Source organism: Variovorax ureilyticus (assembly GCF_037889935.1).
Lineage (GTDB): Bacteria > Pseudomonadota > Gammaproteobacteria > Burkholderiales > Burkholderiaceae_C > Variovorax > Variovorax ureilyticus.
In genome coordinates, this window is the sequence record NZ_JBBKZU010000006.1 from 61,141 (window position 1) to 76,924 (window position 15,784).

General features: G+C 66.6%; 16 protein-coding genes. 7 read left to right on the plus strand and 9 right to left on the minus strand.

Annotation, left to right across the window (positions count from 1 at the left end; translation table 11 throughout):
• Positions 1-17 precede the first annotated feature (17 nt).
• From parC to WKW77_RS14885, 3 genes are all read right to left on the minus strand, one after another.
• On the minus strand, positions 18-2,399 hold the full coding sequence (parC, locus tag WKW77_RS14875; protein WP_340357632.1) for a DNA topoisomerase IV subunit A: 2,382 nt from the start codon (positions 2,397-2,399) through the stop codon (positions 18-20).
• Positions 2,400-2,428: 29 nt separating this feature from the next.
• On the minus strand, positions 2,429-3,229 hold the full coding sequence (locus tag WKW77_RS14880) for a lytic transglycosylase domain-containing protein (RefSeq protein WP_340357633.1): 801 nt from the start codon (positions 3,227-3,229) through the stop codon (positions 2,429-2,431).
• A gap of 188 nt (positions 3,230-3,417) precedes the next feature.
• Positions 3,418-5,415: a DNA topoisomerase IV subunit B gene (locus WKW77_RS14885; RefSeq protein WP_340357634.1), complete on the minus strand. Its 1,998-nt coding sequence runs from the start codon at positions 5,413-5,415 to the stop codon at positions 3,418-3,420.
• 138 nt (positions 5,416-5,553) lie between these two features.
• On the opposite strand from WKW77_RS14885, the gene WKW77_RS14890 reads away from it, so the two are divergent.
• The 6 genes from WKW77_RS14890 to WKW77_RS14915 all read left to right on the plus strand — a co-directional run bounded on the left by WKW77_RS14890 (position 5,554) and on the right by WKW77_RS14915 (position 10,667).
• Entirely contained in the window at positions 5,554-6,771 is a 1,218-nt protein-coding gene (locus WKW77_RS14890) for an MFS transporter (RefSeq protein WP_340357635.1), read from the plus strand.
• 102 nt (positions 6,772-6,873) lie between these two features.
• Positions 6,874-7,017: a hypothetical protein gene (locus WKW77_RS14895; RefSeq protein WP_340357636.1), complete on the plus strand. Its 144-nt coding sequence runs from the start codon at positions 6,874-6,876 to the stop codon at positions 7,015-7,017.
• Positions 7,014-7,568, plus strand: a complete 555-nt coding sequence (locus WKW77_RS14900) for a class I SAM-dependent methyltransferase (RefSeq protein WP_340357637.1) — start codon at positions 7,014-7,016, stop codon at positions 7,566-7,568. The genes WKW77_RS14895 and WKW77_RS14900 overlap by 4 nt, the downstream gene beginning before the upstream one ends.
• A 44-nt stretch (positions 7,569-7,612) precedes the next feature.
• Positions 7,613-8,539 (plus strand): 4-hydroxy-tetrahydrodipicolinate synthase, encoded by a 927-nt coding sequence (gene dapA, locus WKW77_RS14905; protein WP_340357638.1) that lies wholly within the window; start codon positions 7,613-7,615, stop codon positions 8,537-8,539.
• 107 nt (positions 8,540-8,646) lie between these two features.
• A complete protein-coding gene (bamC, locus tag WKW77_RS14910; RefSeq protein WP_340357639.1) occupies positions 8,647-9,738 on the plus strand; it encodes an outer membrane protein assembly factor BamC in 1,092 nt (363 codons plus the stop codon).
• 152 nt (positions 9,739-9,890) lie between these two features.
• Entirely contained in the window at positions 9,891-10,667 is a 777-nt protein-coding gene (locus WKW77_RS14915; RefSeq protein WP_340357640.1) for an MBL fold metallo-hydrolase, read from the plus strand.
• A 68-nt stretch (positions 10,668-10,735) separates the two neighbouring features.
• On the opposite strand, the gene WKW77_RS14920 is transcribed toward WKW77_RS14915, so the two are convergent.
• The 3 genes from WKW77_RS14920 to WKW77_RS14930 form a co-directional block, all read right to left on the minus strand.
• Positions 10,736-10,981 carry a hypothetical protein gene (locus WKW77_RS14920; RefSeq protein ID WP_340357641.1) on the minus strand — a complete coding sequence of 82 codons (246 nt, stop codon included), beginning with the start codon at positions 10,979-10,981 and terminating at the stop codon, positions 10,736-10,738.
• A gap of 93 nt (positions 10,982-11,074) precedes the next feature.
• On the minus strand, positions 11,075-11,581 hold the full coding sequence (locus WKW77_RS14925) for a hypothetical protein (RefSeq protein ID WP_340357642.1): 507 nt from the start codon (positions 11,579-11,581) through the stop codon (positions 11,075-11,077).
• Positions 11,571-12,710, minus strand: coding sequence for a JmjC domain-containing protein (locus tag WKW77_RS14930; RefSeq protein WP_340357643.1), 1,140 nt, complete (start codon positions 12,708-12,710; stop codon positions 11,571-11,573). The genes WKW77_RS14925 and WKW77_RS14930 overlap by 11 nt, the downstream gene beginning before the upstream one ends.
• Positions 12,711-12,724: 14 nt before the next feature.
• Here WKW77_RS14930 and WKW77_RS14935 point away from each other — a divergent pair, with 14 nt between their 5' ends.
• Positions 12,725-13,249 carry an FKBP-type peptidyl-prolyl cis-trans isomerase gene (locus WKW77_RS14935; protein WP_340357644.1) on the plus strand — a complete coding sequence of 175 codons (525 nt, stop codon included), beginning with the start codon at positions 12,725-12,727 and terminating at the stop codon, positions 13,247-13,249.
• A 67-nt stretch (positions 13,250-13,316) separates the two neighbouring features.
• On the opposite strand, the gene WKW77_RS14940 is transcribed toward WKW77_RS14935, so the two are convergent.
• The 3 genes from WKW77_RS14940 to coaBC form a co-directional block, all read right to left on the minus strand.
• Entirely contained in the window at positions 13,317-13,811 is a 495-nt protein-coding gene (locus WKW77_RS14940) for a glycine zipper 2TM domain-containing protein (RefSeq protein WP_340357645.1), read from the minus strand.
• A gap of 191 nt (positions 13,812-14,002) precedes the next feature.
• Positions 14,003-14,449, minus strand: coding sequence for a dUTP diphosphatase (dut, locus tag WKW77_RS14945; protein ID WP_093166044.1), 447 nt, complete (start codon positions 14,447-14,449; stop codon positions 14,003-14,005).
• A 28-nt stretch (positions 14,450-14,477) separates the two neighbouring features.
• Positions 14,478-15,719, minus strand: coding sequence for a bifunctional phosphopantothenoylcysteine decarboxylase/phosphopantothenate--cysteine ligase CoaBC (coaBC, locus tag WKW77_RS14950; RefSeq protein WP_340357646.1), 1,242 nt, complete (start codon positions 15,717-15,719; stop codon positions 14,478-14,480).
• Positions 15,720-15,784: the final 65 nt, after the last annotated feature.

Genomic DNA, 15,784 nt, shown 5'->3' on the forward strand with positions numbered 1-15,784 from the left:
GTCTCCGGTCGTGGGCGTTACTGCACGCGCGTGACGCTCGCCGGCTTGAAGCCGAGATCGGCCGCCTTGCCCTTGCGCGCACGCGCCGCGCGGGCGTTGTTGAGCGAACGGATCTCCAGCGTTTCCTCGCGCTCCTTGGCGCCACGACCGATGCCTTCGATCTTCACGCTGCGCGTGTACGCAGCCGCACCGGCGAGCGTGTCCTTGGCTTCGAGGTCGATCAGCGTCAGCCCGCGGCCGCCCTTCGGCAGCGCCTTGAGTTCGGCGATGTCGAAAGTCAGGATGCGTCCACCCGTCGAGGCGCAGCACACGTGCGTGGCGGCCGGCAACGGCTCGGCGCCGCCCGCGCCGCCGACCAGCGAGGGCTGGCAGAGCTGCTCGCCCTCGCCCACGTCGACGAAGGCCTTGCCGCCCTTCTGGCGCGAGATCATGTTCTCGACCGCCGCGATGAAGCCGTAGCCGCCGCTGCTCGACAGCAGCAGGTTCGCGCCCAGCGGACCGGCGAAGTAGTGCGCCACATGGGTGCCGCTTTCGAGGTCGATCAACGTGGTCACCGGCTGCCCGTCGCCGCGGCCGCCCGGCAGCGACGCCACCGGGACGCTGTACACGCGCACGCCCTTGTCCTTGGCGGTGCCGAAGACCAGCAGCGTATCGACCGAGCGGCACTCGAAGGCGCCATACAGCGCATCGCCGGACTTGAAGCTGTATTCCGGCGGCGCGGACCCCGCCGCGCGTTCGCTGGCCCAGCCCTTCTGCGTGCGGACCCAGCCCTTCTGCGAGACGATCACCGTCACCGGTTCGTCGACCACGCGCACTTCGGCCACGGCGCGCTTCTCGGCCTGGATGAGCGTGCGGCGCGGGTCTTCGAAGTTCTTGGCGTCGCCCTCGATTTCCTTGACCAGCAGGCGGCGCAGCGCGGCCGGGCTCGCGAGGATGTCTTCGAGCTTCTTCTGCTCTTCGCGCAGGCTCTTGAGTTCCTGCTCGATCTTGATCGCTTCGAGGCGCGCCAACTGCCGCAGGCGGATTTCGAGGATGTCCTCGGCTTGCCGGTCGCTCAGGTTGAAGCGCGCGATCAGCGCCGCCTTCGGTTCGTCGGAGGCGCGGATGATCGCGATCACCTCGTCGATGCTCAGCAGGACGATCTGCCGGCCTTCGAGGATGTGGATGCGGTCCTGCACCTTGCCCAGGCGATGCCGCGAGCGCTTCTCGACGGTGACTTCGCGAAAGGCGATCCACTCTGTGAGCATCTGCCGCAGCGACTTCTGCGTGGGCTTGCCGTCGATGCCGACCATCGTGAGGTTGATCGACGACGAGGTCTCCAGCGAGGTCTGCGACAGCAGCGTGCCGATGAATTCCTCCTGGCTGATCTTCGAGGTCTTGGGCTCGAACACGAGCCGCACCGGTGCGTCCTTGCTCGATTCGTCGCGCACGCCATCGAGCACCGCGAGCACCGCTGCCTTGAGCTGCGTCTGCTCGGCGGTCAGCGCCTTCTTGCCGGCGCGCACCTTCGGATTGGTGAGCTCCTCGATCTCTTCGAGCACCTTCTGCGAACTCACGCCCGGCGGCAGTTCGTTGACCACCACCTGCCACTGGCCGCGCGCGAGTTCCTCGATCTTCCAGCGCGCACGCACCTTGAGGGAGCCGCGACCGGTGCGATAGGCCTCGCCGATCTCGGCCGCGCTGCTGATGATCTGCGCGCCGCCCGGGTAGTCCGGCCCGGGCACGAGCGAGAACAACTCTTCGTCGCTCAGCTTGCAGTTGGACTTGATCAGCGCCACACAGGCGTCGGCGACTTCGCGAAGGTTGTGGCTCGGGATCTCGGTCGCGAGACCAACCGCGATGCCGCTCGCGCCGTTGAGCAGCACGAATGGCAGCCGCGCCGGCAGCAGGCGAGGCTCGTCGGTCGAGCCGTCGTAGTTGGGGATGAAGTCGACCGTGCCTTCGTCGATCTCGTCGAGCAAGAGGCTGGTGATGCGCGACAGGCGCGCCTCGGTGTAGCGCATCGCCGCGGCGCCGTCGCCGTCGCGGCTGCCGAAGTTGCCCTGGCCGTCGACCAGCGGATAGCGCTGCGAGAAATCCTGCGCCATGCGCACCAGCGCGTCGTAGGCGGCCTGGTCGCCGTGCGGATGGAAGCGGCCGAGCACGTCACCGACGACGCGTGCGCTCTTCACCGGCTTGGCGCCGACGGTGCCATTGGCACCGCCGAAGCCCAGGCCCATGCGAGACATCGAGTAGAGGATGCGTCGCTGCACCGGCTTCTGGCCGTCGCTCACATCGGGCAAGGCGCGGCCCTTGACGACGCTCAGCGCGTATTCGAGATACGCGGTCTGCGCATAGTCGGCCAGCGTCAGCGCGCCGTCTTCGTCGGGGCTCTGGAAATCGAGCGTGGGTTGGTCCATGGGAACGAGAAAGTGAAAAAGATATTGGGTCAGCGCGCGTCGGGGGGCATATTGCCACGACCGAGGGCACCACCCGCCGGCACGCCCATTTCCATGCGGATGCGCGCCGGCGCCTTGCCACTGCCGATTGCGGCCGAAGGCTTGAGCCAGGCGTAGAGCTGGAGCACCGTGCTCACGTAATTCTGCGTCTCGCGGTAGTTGGGGATCCTGTTGCCCGCGCGTTGCACCGCCCCTTCGCCCGCGTTGTAGGCGGCCAGCGCGAGTTCGAGATCACCGGGGAACATCCCCATGAGGTCGCGCAGGTAGCGAGCGCCGGTGGCGATGTTGACGCGCGGGTCGAAGAGCTTCTTCTCGATCGAGGCGCGCTTGTCGGCCGCCACCCCGTAGCGCTCCGCCGTCGCCGGCATCACCTGCATGAGCCCGAGCGCGCCCTTGGGCGACACGGCCTGCGCATCGAAGCCCGACTCGGTCGCGATGAGCGCCTGCAGCAGTTCGTAGTCGATCGAGTGACGGCGCGCGGCTTCGTGCATCGCGGCCTGCGCGGGCTTGTAGCTCGGCGATGCCTCGAACATGGAGACCAGTGCCTGCGATGCGCGCGGGACCTTGCCGTCGATCGGGCCGCCGCGCCTCCGGCCGAGGCCGTTCGAGGTATCGAAGCTCTGCCCGCCACGGAAGAACAATTGGTAGCGCTCGTCGAGCTTTTCCGACGCGAAATGCGCCACGCCTTTCTCATCGACGTAACCGAAGATGTCCGTCGCCCGGGCGGCCTGCGGCGAAACTGCCAGCACGAGAGCCGACAGCAGCACAACGATCCATCCAGAAAACCTCATCGATTTCGCCATGCGGCACTATGCCCGCGCCCGGTAAACGCACATGCCCCGCACGGTCACAAATTGTTCGAAGCGCTTGCGCGCGCGACGCCAGGAACACCGCGGAACCGGCTTTGCCGGGCCGCCGGTGTTGCCCCGGGTAGGGGGAAGGCGCGCGCGACACGAAGTGCGCGCAGCCTGGGGGCGAGCTAGATATCCACCTCGACGTCGTCCGCGCGCAGTTCCATCAGTTCGCGGCGGGCCGCTGCTTCACCCTTGCCCATCAGCTTGGTGATCTCGCCTTGCGTGCCCTGCACGTCGAAGCGGCCGAGCCGCACCTGCAACAGGCGCCGCGTATCGGGATTCAGCGTGGTTTCCCACAGCTGCTCCGCGCTCATTTCGCCCAGGCCCTTGAAGCGGCTGATGCTCCATGCGCCTTCGCGCACGCCGTCCTTGCGCAGTTTGTCGAGGATGGCAGTGAGTTCGCCTTCGTCCAGCGCATAGACCTTCGAGGCCGGCTTCTTGCCGCGCGCCGGTGCATCGACACGGAAAAGCGGCGGCTTCGCCACATACACATTCCCCGCCTCGATGAGCTTCGGGAAGTGACGGAAGAACAGCGTGAGCAGCAGCACCTGAATGTGCGAGCCATCCACGTCGGCATCGCTCAGGATGCAGATCTTGCCGTAGCGCAAGCCCGAGAGGTCAGGCGTGTCGTCGGGACCGTGCGGGTCGACGCCGATCGCGACCGAAATGTCATGAATCTCGGTATTGGCGAAGAGACGGTCGCGCTCGACTTCCCAGGTGTTGAGCACCTTGCCGCGCAGCGGCAGGATGGCCTGGCATTCCTTGTCGCGGCCCATCTTGGCGCTGCCGCCGGCCGAATCGCCCTCGACGAGGAAGACCTCGTTGTGCGCGGTGTCGCGGCTCTCGCAATCGGTGAGCTTGCCGGGCAGCACGGCCACGCCGGAGCCCTTGCGCTTCTCGACCTTCTGGCCGGCGCGCTGGCGCGTCTGCGCGGCCTTGATCGCGAGCTCCGCCAGCTTCTTGCCGTAGTCCACATGCTGGTTGAGCCACAGTTCCATCGCCGGCCGCACGAAGCTGGAGACCAGCCGCACCGCGTCACGCGAGTTGAGCCGTTCCTTGATCTGTCCCTGGAACTGCGGGTCGAGCACCTTCGCCGACAACACGTACGAGGCTCGCGCGAAGACGTCCTCGGGCAGCAGCTTCACGCCCTTGGGCAAGAGCGAATGCAGGTCGATGAAGCTCTTGACCGCGTTGAAGAGGCCATCGCGCAGGCCGCTGTCATGCGTGCCGCCGGCGCTGGTCGGGATCAGGTTGACGTAGCTCTCGCGCACCGGCTGGCCGTCCTCGGTGAACGCGACGCACCAGTCGGCGCCCTCGCCTTCGGCGAAGTTGTCGGCGTTCTTGTCGGCATGGCCCGAGCCGTCGAAGAGCGGGATCACCGGGTCGCCGGTGAGCGTCTGCATCAGGTAGTCGCGCAGGCCGCCCTTGTAGAGCCAGGTCTGGGTTTCCTTGGTCTTCTCGACGACGAGCGAGACCGAGACGCCCGGCATCAGCACCGCCTTGCTGCGCAGGAGATGCGTGAGTTCATGAATGGGCAGCGCAGCCGACTCGAAGTACTTCGCGTCGGGCCAGGCGCGCACCGTGGTGCCCTGCCGGCGGTCGCGGGGGCCGTCGCCGTTCGAGGCGGACGCACTTTCCTGCGGACGCACCTTGAGCTTCTCGATCACGTCGCCGGCCGCGAACGCGATCTGCGCGACCGAGCCTTCGCGGTAAGAGGTGACTTCGAGGCGCTTCGACAGCGCATTGGTCACCGAGACGCCCACGCCGTGCAAACCACCCGAGAAGCTGTAGGCGCCGCCGGATCCCTTGTCGAACTTGCCGCCCGCGTGCAGGCGGGTGAACACCAGTTCGACGACCGGTGCCTTCTCCTCGGGATGGAGCCCGAACGGGATGCCGCGGCCGTCGTCTTCCACACTCACCGAGCCATCGGTATGGAGGACCACCTTGATCTTCTTGCCGTACCCCGCGAGCGCCTCGTCGGCGGCGTTGTCCAGCACTTCCTGGATGATGTGCAACGGGTTGTCGGTCCGGGTGTACATGCCCGGCCGCTGCTTGACGGGCTCTAAGCCCTTGAGGACGCGAATCGACGCTTCCCCGTAACTGCCTGGTTCCTTGCTTGCCATGGCGCGGGATTCTAGGGCGAGGGGCCGCACGGCCGGGAGGTCCGCGCGTTCGCCTCATCAATGGGACGCGCAAATATCAATAATCGCTTTTGGCCTCAGCCCGGCGCCGAAGGCGGCTTTTGGGTACATTCCCCCGCCATGCATCCCGCCGCCACCCAGCCCCTCAGCCTCAAGCAGGTCCTCGTCTGCGGGGCCATGATCGTCACGCTGTCGATGGGGATCCGGCATGGATTCGGCCTGTGGCTGCAGCCGATCACGCAGGAGCAGGGCTGGTCGCGGCAGGCGTTCTCGTTCGCGATCGCGGTGCAGAACCTCTCGTGGGGTGTGATCGGCGTGTTCGCCGGCATGCTGGCCGACAAGCTGGGCGCCTTCCGCGTGCTGGTGGCCGGCGCGGTCCTGTATGCGCTGGGCCTGCTCGGGATGGCGTTTTCGCCCACGCCGCTCTTGTTCGCGCTCACGGCCGGCGTGCTGATCGGCGCCGCGCAGGCGGGCACCACCTACGCGGTGATCTACGGCGTGATCGGCCGGCAGATCTCGCCCGAAAAGCGGTCCTGGGCCATGGGCGTGGCCGCCGCGGCCGGCTCGTTCGGCCAGTTCCTGATGGTGCCGGTCGAGGGCCAGTTGATCGCCCGCCTCGGCGCCCACACCTCGCTGGTCGTGCTGGCCGCCATGGTCCTCATGATCGTTCCGCTGGCTTTCGGGCTGCGCGAGCCGCGCCACGACTCGGTCGCGGTGCGCCGCCATCAGACGATCGGCCAGGCGATTCGCGAAGCCTTCGGCTATCCGAGCTTCATGCTGCTGACTGCAGGCTACTTCGTCTGCGGCTTCCAGGTGGTGTTCATCGGCGTACACATGCCCAGCTACCTGCGCGACCGGGGCCTGTCGCCCGAAGTGGCGAGCTACGCGCTGGCGCTGATCGGGTTGTTCAACGTCTTCGGCACTTACGTCGCCGGCTCGCTGGGTGCCCGGCTGGCCAAGCGCAAGCTGCTCGCGGCGATCTACATCACCCGGGCGGTGGCGATCACGCTCTTCCTGGTCGTGCCGATCTCGCCGCTCACCGTCTACGTCTTCGCGGCCGTGATGGGCTTCCTGTGGCTGTCGACCGTTCCGCTGACCAGCGGCATCGTGGCGCAGATCTTCGGTGTGGCGCATCTCTCGATGCTGGGCGGCATCGTGTTCTTCAGCCACCAGGTGGGCTCGTTCCTGGGCGTCTGGTTGGGCGGCTATCTCTATGACCGGACCGGCAGCTACGACATCGTCTGGTACATCGCCATCGCCCTGGGCGTATTCGCGGCGCTGATCAACCTGCCGGTCAAGGAAAGCGCGATCGCGCGCCCAGCCGCACAACCCGCCTGAACACGCATGACACCTGCGCAGCCAAATCCAGGAACCCCGCAGAACCGGCTTGGCCGGGCTGCTGGGGTTGCCCCCGGAGAGGGAGCGCCCGAGCCACGCGAAGTGGGCGAGGCTGGGGGTGAACGTCACCTCGTCCAGACCGGCTGGCTGGCGGCCGCAGCGGTGTTGCTCGCGGGTGTTTTTGCGCTTTACACGCGGCCGGCCTTCCTCGTGGCGATGATCGACCAGCTCTGGGCCTGCTTTTGAAGCACGCTTCCCTCGCGCCCTCGCCCTGGATCGAGCGCTGGTGGCACCTGCTGGCGCCCGGCGCGACGGTGCTGGACGTCGCTTGCGGCTCCGGACGCCACATGCGTTTTTCGGCCGAACGCGGCCATGCGGCCACCGGCGTCGACCGGTCTCAGGAGGCTCTGGATGCCGCCGCGCCGTATGGACAGACGCTGCTGGCGGACATCGAGAACGGTCCATGGCCGTTTCCGGACCAGCGATTCGGCGCGGTGATCGTCACGAACTACCTGTGGCGTCCTCGGCTTCCCGACATCGTGGCGGCGGTGGCGCCGGGCGGTGTTCTTCTGTACGAAACCTTCGCGGCGGGCAACGAAACGGTCGGAAAACCCTCCCGGCCGGATTTCCTCCTGCAGCCGGGTGAATTGATGACCGCCTGCGCCGGTTTGCGAGTGGTGGCCTACGAAAACGGCTTCCTCGCGGAGCCGGACCGCTTCGTCCAGCGGATCGCCGCCTGTCGGCCGGCGGCGCCGCCGGGCGCCTTGCCACCCCGCCACCCGCTCGGCGCCCGCTAGGCCCCGGGGCGGCCCTGAGCCGCGAGCAACGGCGGATCAGTAGAATGTTCGCTTTTCGTCCACCGACAAAGAGATCCCCCTTGGAGCAACTCACAGGCAGCATCGTCGCCCTCGTCACGCCGATGCATGACGACGGCAGCGTCGACTACCCCGCACTGCGCCGGCTGATCGACTGGCACATCGATGAAGGCACCGATTGCCTCGGCGTGGTCGGCACCACCGGCGAGTCGCCGACGGTCGACGTCGAAGAGCATTGCGAAATCATCCGCGTCACGGTCGAGCAGGCCAAGGGCCGCGTCCCCGTCATGGCCGGCTGCGGCGCGAACTCCACCAAGGAAGCCATCGAACTCGCCAAGTTCGCCAAGAGCGTCGGCGCCGATTGCCAGCTTCAGGTGGTCCCCTACTACAACAAGCCGACGCAGGAAGGCCAGTATCAGCACTTCAAGGCGATCGCCGAAGCCGTCGGCGACCTCCCCATCGTGCTCTACAACGTGCCCGGCCGCACGGTCGCCGATATGGCGCACGACACGGTGCTGCGCCTCGCGACGGTGCCCGGCATCATCGGCATCAAGGAAGCCACGGGCAACATCGAGCGGGCCCAATGGCTCATCCGCGAGGTCCCGAAGAACTTCGCCATCTACTCGGGCGACGACCCGACGGCCGTTGCGCTCATGCTGTGCGGCGGCCAGGGCAACATCAGCGTCACGGCCAACGTGGCGCCGCGCAAGATGCACGAGCTGTGCGTGGCCGCCATCGCCGGCGACGTCAAGCGCGCCATGCAGATCCAGTTCGAGCTCATGCCGTTGCATCGCAACCTCTTCGTGGAACCCAATCCCATCCCCGTGAAGTGGGCCATGGCACGGCTCGGCTTGTGCGGCGGCGCATTGCGCCTGCCCCTCACCGAACTCGGTGAAGCCAGCCGTCCGGCCGTCGAAGCCGCGCTGCGAGCGACCGGTCTGCTCAAGGGTTGATCCATCTTTACCGCGCAGTCCGCGAATGCGGGCAACCTTTTGGTCGGACTGCGCTCTGAAACTGCGGGCGATGCAGCCCATCCATTGAGCTAGACATTCCCAGAAAGATGATGACGTTGAACACCATTTCACGATTCGCCCTGCTGGCCGTGGTCGTCAGTCTTGCGGCCTGTTCGTCCCTCGAGAGCGACAAGATCGACTACAAGAGCGCCGGCAAGGCCCCCACCCTCGAAGTGCCGCCGGACCTGACGCAGCTCTCGCGCGACAACCGCTACGCCATTCCCGGCGGCGCGGTATCGGCCAATACGTACCAGGCCGGTCTCTCCAATGCGCCAGGCATGCCCACGGCCGTCAGTTCGGTCGGCGATGTCCGCATGGAACGCGCTGGGTCGCAGCGCTGGCTGGTCATCAATCGCACCCCCGAGCAACTCTGGGATCCGGTCAAGGACTTCTGGCAAGAGAGCGGCTTCCTGATCACCACCGAGCAACGCAACCTCGGCATCATGGAAACCGACTGGGCCGAAAACCGCGCCAAGCTGCCGCAGGACGTCATCCGCAGCACGATCGGCAAGTTCATGGATTCGCTCTACTCCACCGGCGAACTCGACCGCTTCCGCACACGCATGGAGCGCACGCCGAACGGCACCGAGATCTTCGTCAGCCACCGCGGCATGCAGGAGGTCTACAGCACCGCCCGCCAGGACGCCACGATGTGGCAGCCGCGCCCGAGCGACCCCGAACTCGAGGCCGAGTTCCTTCGCCGCCTGATGGTCAAGCTCGGCGTTTCGCAAGAGCAGTCCAAGGCCATCGTTGCGGCCGGCGCGCCCATCCAGACCTCCAAGATCGCGGACGTCAACGGCCAGCCCGTGGTCCAGATCAGCGAAGGCTTCGAGCGCGCATGGCGCCGCGTCGGCCTGGCGCTGGACCGCACCGGCTTCACCGTGGAGGATCGCGACCGCACGGCCGGCACCTACTTCGTGCGCTACGTTCCACCGAATCCGAACAAGAGCGAGCCGGGGTTGTTCGGCAAGCTGTTCACCTTTGGCTCGGGCAAGACCGAGGCGCCGCTCAAGTTCCGGATCCTGGTCAAGGGCTCGGGCAATTCGAGCACGGTGTCGGTGCTCGACGGGTCGGGTGCGCCTGACAGCTCGGCCAACGCCAAGCGCATCGTCCAGGTCATCGCCGACGATCTGAAATGACACTCTCCCCCAGGCTCGCGCACTTCGTGCCGCTCTCCACCCCCTCACCGGGGGCAATCCCAGCGGCCCGGCAAAGCCGGCTCCGCGGGACTGCACGAACGGGCCCCGCTTCGCTGGCCGGATCGTTTCACGGCCCAGCGGCCTAGGCCGCCATGCTGCGCTTCCGCAGCCTCGGCAGCGGCAGCACGGGCAATGCCACGCTGGTCGAGGCGACCAGTGGCGGCAGGATCTCTCGGCTCCTGATCGATTGCGGCTTCACGCTGCGTCATCTCGAAGTCCGGCTCGCACGAGCCGGACTTTCACCAGCCGACATCGACGCTGTCTTCATCACGCACGAGCATGCCGATCACATCGGCTGCGCGCACACGCTCTCGCGCCGCGAGCGCATTTCCGTGTGGATGAGCGAAGGCACCTGGCTCGCCACCGGCGGCCGCGACTTCGAGGGACGGCTCCACCTTGCGCATGATGGCGTGGACATCGTGGTCGGCGACATGCTCGTCCAGCCCTTTACCGTGCCGCACGATGCGCGCGAGCCGCTTCAGATGCGCTGCACCGATGGCGCGCGCAGCCTTGGCGTCCTGACCGATCTGGGACATGCGACACCCCATGTACTGGGCCGGCTCATGCACCTCGACGCACTGCTGCTCGAGTTCAACCACGACAGCGACATGCTCGCGAGTTCCCGGTATCCACCCTTTCTCAAGCAACGCGTCGGCGGCAACTATGGCCATTTGTCGAACACCGCCGCCGCGGAGATCGCGCGCACCGTCACGCATGCAGGACTTCGTCATGTGCTCGCCGCGCATCTGAGCGAGCAGAACAACAGGCCGGAGATCGTTCGCCGCCTCATGGCCGAGGCACTCGGCGCGCGCGAGGACGAGATGCTCACCGCCACCGCGGCGGATGGATCGCCCTGGCTCGACGTGTAGCCGTCCGAGGCCATCGAGAAAAGACAAAGGCCGCGCGTCGGCGGCCTTTGCTCATCCGGACAACGCGCTCAGGGCTTCGCGGGGGGTGTCTCCGCCTGCTTCTTCGCGGCGTCGGTCGCGGCATTCGCAGCGTCGAGCGAGGACTGCGAACCGGGCGGTGTCGTGGTCGTCGCGCCTGCCGAAGGCGATGCGGGCGCGGCCGGTGCCGGTGCAGCAGGTGGCGCCACGACGGCCGGGGGAGGTTCTTCCTTCTTTCCGCATGCGGTCAACGCGGCAGCGGCGACCAGCGACGCGAGCAATACGTGCTTGTTCATTTCACGGCTCCTTTGGATGAGGGTCACGATCAAAAAATTCTAGACCTGCATCCTCGCGAGCAGCCGTTTCAGGGTGTGATTCGCGGCATTGGCTTACAAGCCCAATGTCGAAGTCGGAAAGCCCGGTTTCGCATGGCGAAGACACTCGTCAATGCGCTCGCGCACCGCACGCCGGCTCTCGGGACTGGCGCCGCAGACGCCTCGCACATGTTCGATGTCGATACGGTGAAGAAACCACGACGGCGTCCAGATGGCGCTCGGAACCTGCGGCATGCCCGGCCCGTTGCAGACGCGGCAATCGATGATGTGTCCCCACATCCTGCGCCAGTGCACGAACCGCGCATGCTCGCGCTCGAACACATCGAAGCGCTGCGCAACCATGACCAGTTGGCGACCCGCCGAGGCCCATGCCTGCAGCGCATCGATCACGCTGCGCTCACCGAGCGGCCAGTCGCTGAAATCCGGATCGCTCCAAACGAACTCGCGCCAATTCTGCCGGGCGGCCGCGGCGAACGCGCTGCGCAAGTGCGCGTCGAAGGCATGACGCCCATCGAACGAGCCTTCGGGCAGTTCGATGCGTGGATCGTCTTCAGTCTGCATGCAGCCACCCCGCTTCGCACCAGTCGCTCAGGAGCGACAGCGCATCTTCGCTTGCACCTGCCAAGTCGCGCGGACCGAGCGTGCGCTGATCCGCCAGCCGACGCATCAGCTTGGCATCGCGGCCGGATGCGCGAAAGCTCTCTCCGTTGATGTAGAGGTGGCGCGCGTCATACAGCATGCGCGTGCGGCGGTCCAGCGACACGCCATTCAATTCCGAAGGCGGCTCGCCCTGGTCGAACCACACGGTCGGCTTCGGCTCGGTCATCGATTCGCCGAGCGCGCGGTCGATCATGTCGCCGTCGCGCATGATGGCGAGCACCGCTTCGCGCGCGAAGGTCTGCAGCGCGGAGGGCATCTCGGCGGGGTTCTGCAATGCGGGCTGCGAAGGATCGCGGTAGTGCGTCGCCGCCTGACCCACCGCGTCCTGCAATTCATCGGCGCGCGCCTCTGCGATGCGCGCCAGCAGATCTGCACCGAGCGGTTCAGCCGCCGGCGAACGCAGGCCGATCGAATAGGTCATGCAATCGCCGCCGACCGCCACGCCGTCGTGCGCATAGCGCGGCGGAAGGTACAGCATGTCCCCCGGCTCGAGCACGAAGCTTTCCTCGGGTTCGAACTGCGCGAGGATCTTGAGCGGCACGTTCGGCTGCAGACGCAGGTCGCGCTGCCGCCCGATGGACCAGCGGCGCGAGCCATGCGCCTGCAGCAGGAACACGTCGTAGCTGTCGAAGTGCGGCCCCACGCCGCCGCCGTCGCTGGCGTAGCTGATCATGAGATCGTCGAGCCTCGCGTCGGGCACGAACCGGAAGCGCCGCAACAGCTCGTGCACGCCCTGGTGATGAAGATCGACGCCCTGCACCAGCAGCGTCCATTCCGCCTGGCGCAGCGAAGGCAATGCGCGCCGGGCGAAGGGGCCATGCCGCAGCGACCATCCCTTGTTGCCATGCCGGATGAGGCGCGACTCGACATCCTCACGCCCAGCCAGGTCGAACAGTTCGCCGCGCGCGATTGGTGGCACCATGTCGGGTATCGCCTGCCGGATCAGCAGCGGCTTTTTCTGCCAGTGGCGTCGCATGAATTGCCGGGCGGTCAGGCCGCCGAGCAGGGGCAAGGGTTGATCAATCTCCATGGGAGAATTCTCGTATGGAAATCTCTGAACAATGCGTGGTCGGCCTCACTTGGACCCTCAAGGACACGCTCGGCGACGTGCTCGACGTGCTGGATGAGCCGGTCGAATTCCTCATCGGGGGAGACGATCTCTTCGACGCGATCGAGGCTGCCCTGCTCGGCCATGAACCCGGCGCCAAGGTGCAGCTCCAGCTGGAGCCCGAGCAAGCGTTCGGCGACTTCAACGACCAGTTGCTCTTTCTCGAACCGCGCTCGCTCTTCCCCGCAGAGACCGAGGAAGGCATGACCTTCGACGGCGCGGCACTGCCCACGGGCGTGAATCCGGACATGCCGAAGGACGTCCTCTACACGGTGAGCGAGATCTATCCGGAACACCTCGTGCTCGACGGCAATCATCCGCTCGCGGGCATCGCGATCCGGCTCGACATCACGGTGAATTCGGTCCGCGAAGCCACCGAGGAAGAAGTCGGCCGCGGGACCGCAGGCACCGGCTTCTTCAAGATTCCGCCGACTGCGCCGGGCAACGACCTTCTGCATTGAACCGACGCGCACAAAAAAGCCGGGCACTGCCCGGCTTTTTCAATGGCGCAGCCGCTCTGCCAATAGCTCAATAGCGGGAAATCTGGCCGTTATTGATGACCACGCGATCGCCGATGCGCAGGTCGCCCGGCGACGGCACGTCGAACGCGCGATAGCCGCCGTTGTCGGTCTGGATCGACACGCGGTAGGTCTGGTACGTCCTCGGCGCCTTGTTGTTCGCCTCGATGCTGTTGCCCAGCAGCGCACCGCCCACGAGGCCGAGCGCCGTGGCAGCCGCGCGGCCGTTGCCGTGGCCGATCTGGTTGCCGAGCACGCCGCCGACAGCGCCACCGGCAATCGCGCCGGCGCCGGACGTCGGAGCGCCCGAGGACTGGCTCTGGATCACCTCGATGTTGGCGACACGGCCGTATTCCATGTAGGCACCGGGTGCCATCTGCGGCGGCGGCGGCTGGTAGGGATAGCGGGCGGTCTCATAGACCGGTTGGGGCGCCACGCAGGCCGTCAGGGCCGAAAGCGCGACGACCGAAGCGGCGATGGCGAGGGGACGAATCGAGATCTTCATGTTTGGATGCTTCCTCAAAATGGTGCGTCGAAGGCGCGCCACATGTGTCTGTCAACGCGCTACCGGGGCGCACGATGACGCAGTTCACATGTTGAAACCTTCGATGCGGCGCGCAGTGCGGGGTTCCTGTCTTTACGCGCGCGAAACGGTTCCGCAAGCCGGTGCAGGCGGGCGCCTACATGGCGCCGACTTCAGTGCTTGCCGGTCGAGCCGTAGCCGCCCTCGCCGCGTTCGCTCGGCGGGAACTCAGCGACCACGCGGAATTGCGCCTGCACCACGGGGACGATCATCAACTGCGCCAGCCGCTCCATCGGCTGCAGCACGAAGGGGGTGTTGCTGCGGTTCCAGGCACTCACCTTCAGCTCGCCCTGGTAGTCGCTGTCGATCAATCCGACCAGGTTGCCCAGCACGATGCCGTGCTTGTGTCCCAGCCCCGATCGCGGAAGGATCAGCGCCGCATAGCCCGGGTCCGCGAGGTGGATCGCGATGCCGGTCCCCACCAGCTGCCACCCGTTCGGCTCGAGCGTGATCGGCGCATCGAGGCAGGCCCTCAAGTCCAGCCCGGCGCTGCCGGGGGTGGCGTAGGCAGGCAATTGGTCCTGCATGCGGGGATCGAGGATGCGAACGTCGACTTTCACTGAATGGGTCCTTGGGTATTTGAAAATTTCATTGCTTTTTTGCCGAACGCACGTATTCCGGCACGCGCGCCGCGATTTCGGCGACGAGCTCGCGCGCCAGCGTGAGCTTGGGCGCGCGCGGCAGTTCGCGAACCCCCTTGGCATCGACCAGCAGCAGGCTGTTGTGGTCCTGGCCGAAGGTCAGCGGCCCGATGTTGCCCACCAGGAGGGGGATGCCCTTGCGTTCGCGCTTGGCCTTGGCATGCTCCACTAGGTTTTCGCTTTCCGCGGCAAAGCCGACGCAGAAAAGGTCGCCGCCCTTGGCGCGTGCGCCCTGCGCGACCGTGAGCAGGATGTCCTCGTTCTCGACGAAATGCAGCACCGGCGGCTTACCGCTGCCGTCCTTCTTGATCTTGTGCTCGCTGTGGGTGGCCGGCCGCCAGTCGGCCACAGCCGCCGTCGCGACAAAGATCGCGGCGGTCTGCACGGCCTGGAGGGTCGCCCCAAGCATGTCCTGCGCCGACTTGACGTCGACCCGGCGAACGCCGCGCGGGGTCGGCAGGTGGACAGGGCCGGCGATCAGCGTCACTTCCGCGCCGGCATCGCGTGCCGCGCGCGCGATCGAAAAGCCCATCTTTCCGGACGAATGGTTGGTGATGCCGCGGATCGGATCGAGCGCCTCGAAAGTCGGCCCGGCGGTGACCACGACATGCTGGCCCGCCAGCACCTTCGGCTGGAACTGGGCGACGATTTCCTCGAACAGCTGCTCGGGCTCGAGCATCCGGCCATCGCCGGTTTCGCCGCAGGCCTGCCAGCCGTTGCCGACGCCCAGCACGCGGGCGCCGTCGGCATCCACCTGCCGGAGATTGCGCTGCGTGGCGGGATGGCTCCACATCTCGCGATTCATGGCCGGCGCAATCAGCAGCGGCACCCGGTCGATCGGCCGCGCGAGGCACATCAGGCTCAACAGCTCGTCGGACCGGCCCTGCACCAGCCGTGCGATGAAATCGGCGCTGGCCGGCGCCAGCACGATCGCGTCGGCTTCCCGGCTCAGGTTGATGTGGGGCATGTTGTTGACCTCGCGCGCATCCCACTGGGAGGTATAGACAGGCCGCCCCGACAGCGCCTGCATCGTGACCGGCGTGATGAACTGCGCCGCCGCCTCGGTCATGACGACCTGCACCGTGGCGCCCGCCTTGACCAGAAGCCGACATAACTCGGCCGACTTGTAGCAGGCGATCCCGCCCGAGAGGCCCAAAACGATGTGCTTGCCCGTGAGGTCTTGTTGCATCGGGAAAGTTTAATGGGTGCCCGTCCTCTACAATCCCCATTTCCCACTTCCCGGAACTGCGTCCG

Bases quoted from the DNA above. Each gene is read 5' to 3' on its own strand.
- parC (WP_340357632.1), bottom strand. From the start codon at position 2,399: ATGGACCAACCCACGCTCGATTTCCAGAGCCCCGACGAAGACGGCGCG.
- WKW77_RS14880 (WP_340357633.1), bottom strand. From the start codon at position 3,229: ATGAGGTTTTCTGGATGGATCGTTGTGCTGCTGTCGGCTCTCGTGCTG.
- WKW77_RS14885 (WP_340357634.1), bottom strand. From the start codon at position 5,415: ATGGCAAGCAAGGAACCAGGCAGTTACGGGGAAGCGTCGATTCGCGTC.
- WKW77_RS14890 (WP_340357635.1), top strand. From the start codon at position 5,554: ATGCATCCCGCCGCCACCCAGCCCCTCAGCCTCAAGCAGGTCCTCGTC.
- dapA (WP_340357638.1), top strand. From the start codon at position 7,613: ATGTTCGCTTTTCGTCCACCGACAAAGAGATCCCCCTTGGAGCAACTC.
- bamC (WP_340357639.1), top strand. From the start codon at position 8,647: ATGATGACGTTGAACACCATTTCACGATTCGCCCTGCTGGCCGTGGTC.
- WKW77_RS14915 (WP_340357640.1), top strand. From the start codon at position 9,891: ATGCTGCGCTTCCGCAGCCTCGGCAGCGGCAGCACGGGCAATGCCACG.
- WKW77_RS14920 (WP_340357641.1), bottom strand. From the start codon at position 10,981: ATGAACAAGCACGTATTGCTCGCGTCGCTGGTCGCCGCTGCCGCGTTG.
- WKW77_RS14925 (WP_340357642.1), bottom strand. From the start codon at position 11,581: ATGCAGACTGAAGACGATCCACGCATCGAACTGCCCGAAGGCTCGTTC.
- WKW77_RS14930 (WP_340357643.1), bottom strand. From the start codon at position 12,710: ATGGAGATTGATCAACCCTTGCCCCTGCTCGGCGGCCTGACCGCCCGG.
- WKW77_RS14935 (WP_340357644.1), top strand. From the start codon at position 12,725: ATGGAAATCTCTGAACAATGCGTGGTCGGCCTCACTTGGACCCTCAAG.
- WKW77_RS14940 (WP_340357645.1), bottom strand. From the start codon at position 13,811: ATGAAGATCTCGATTCGTCCCCTCGCCATCGCCGCTTCGGTCGTCGCG.
- coaBC (WP_340357646.1), bottom strand. From the start codon at position 15,719: ATGCAACAAGACCTCACGGGCAAGCACATCGTTTTGGGCCTCTCGGGC.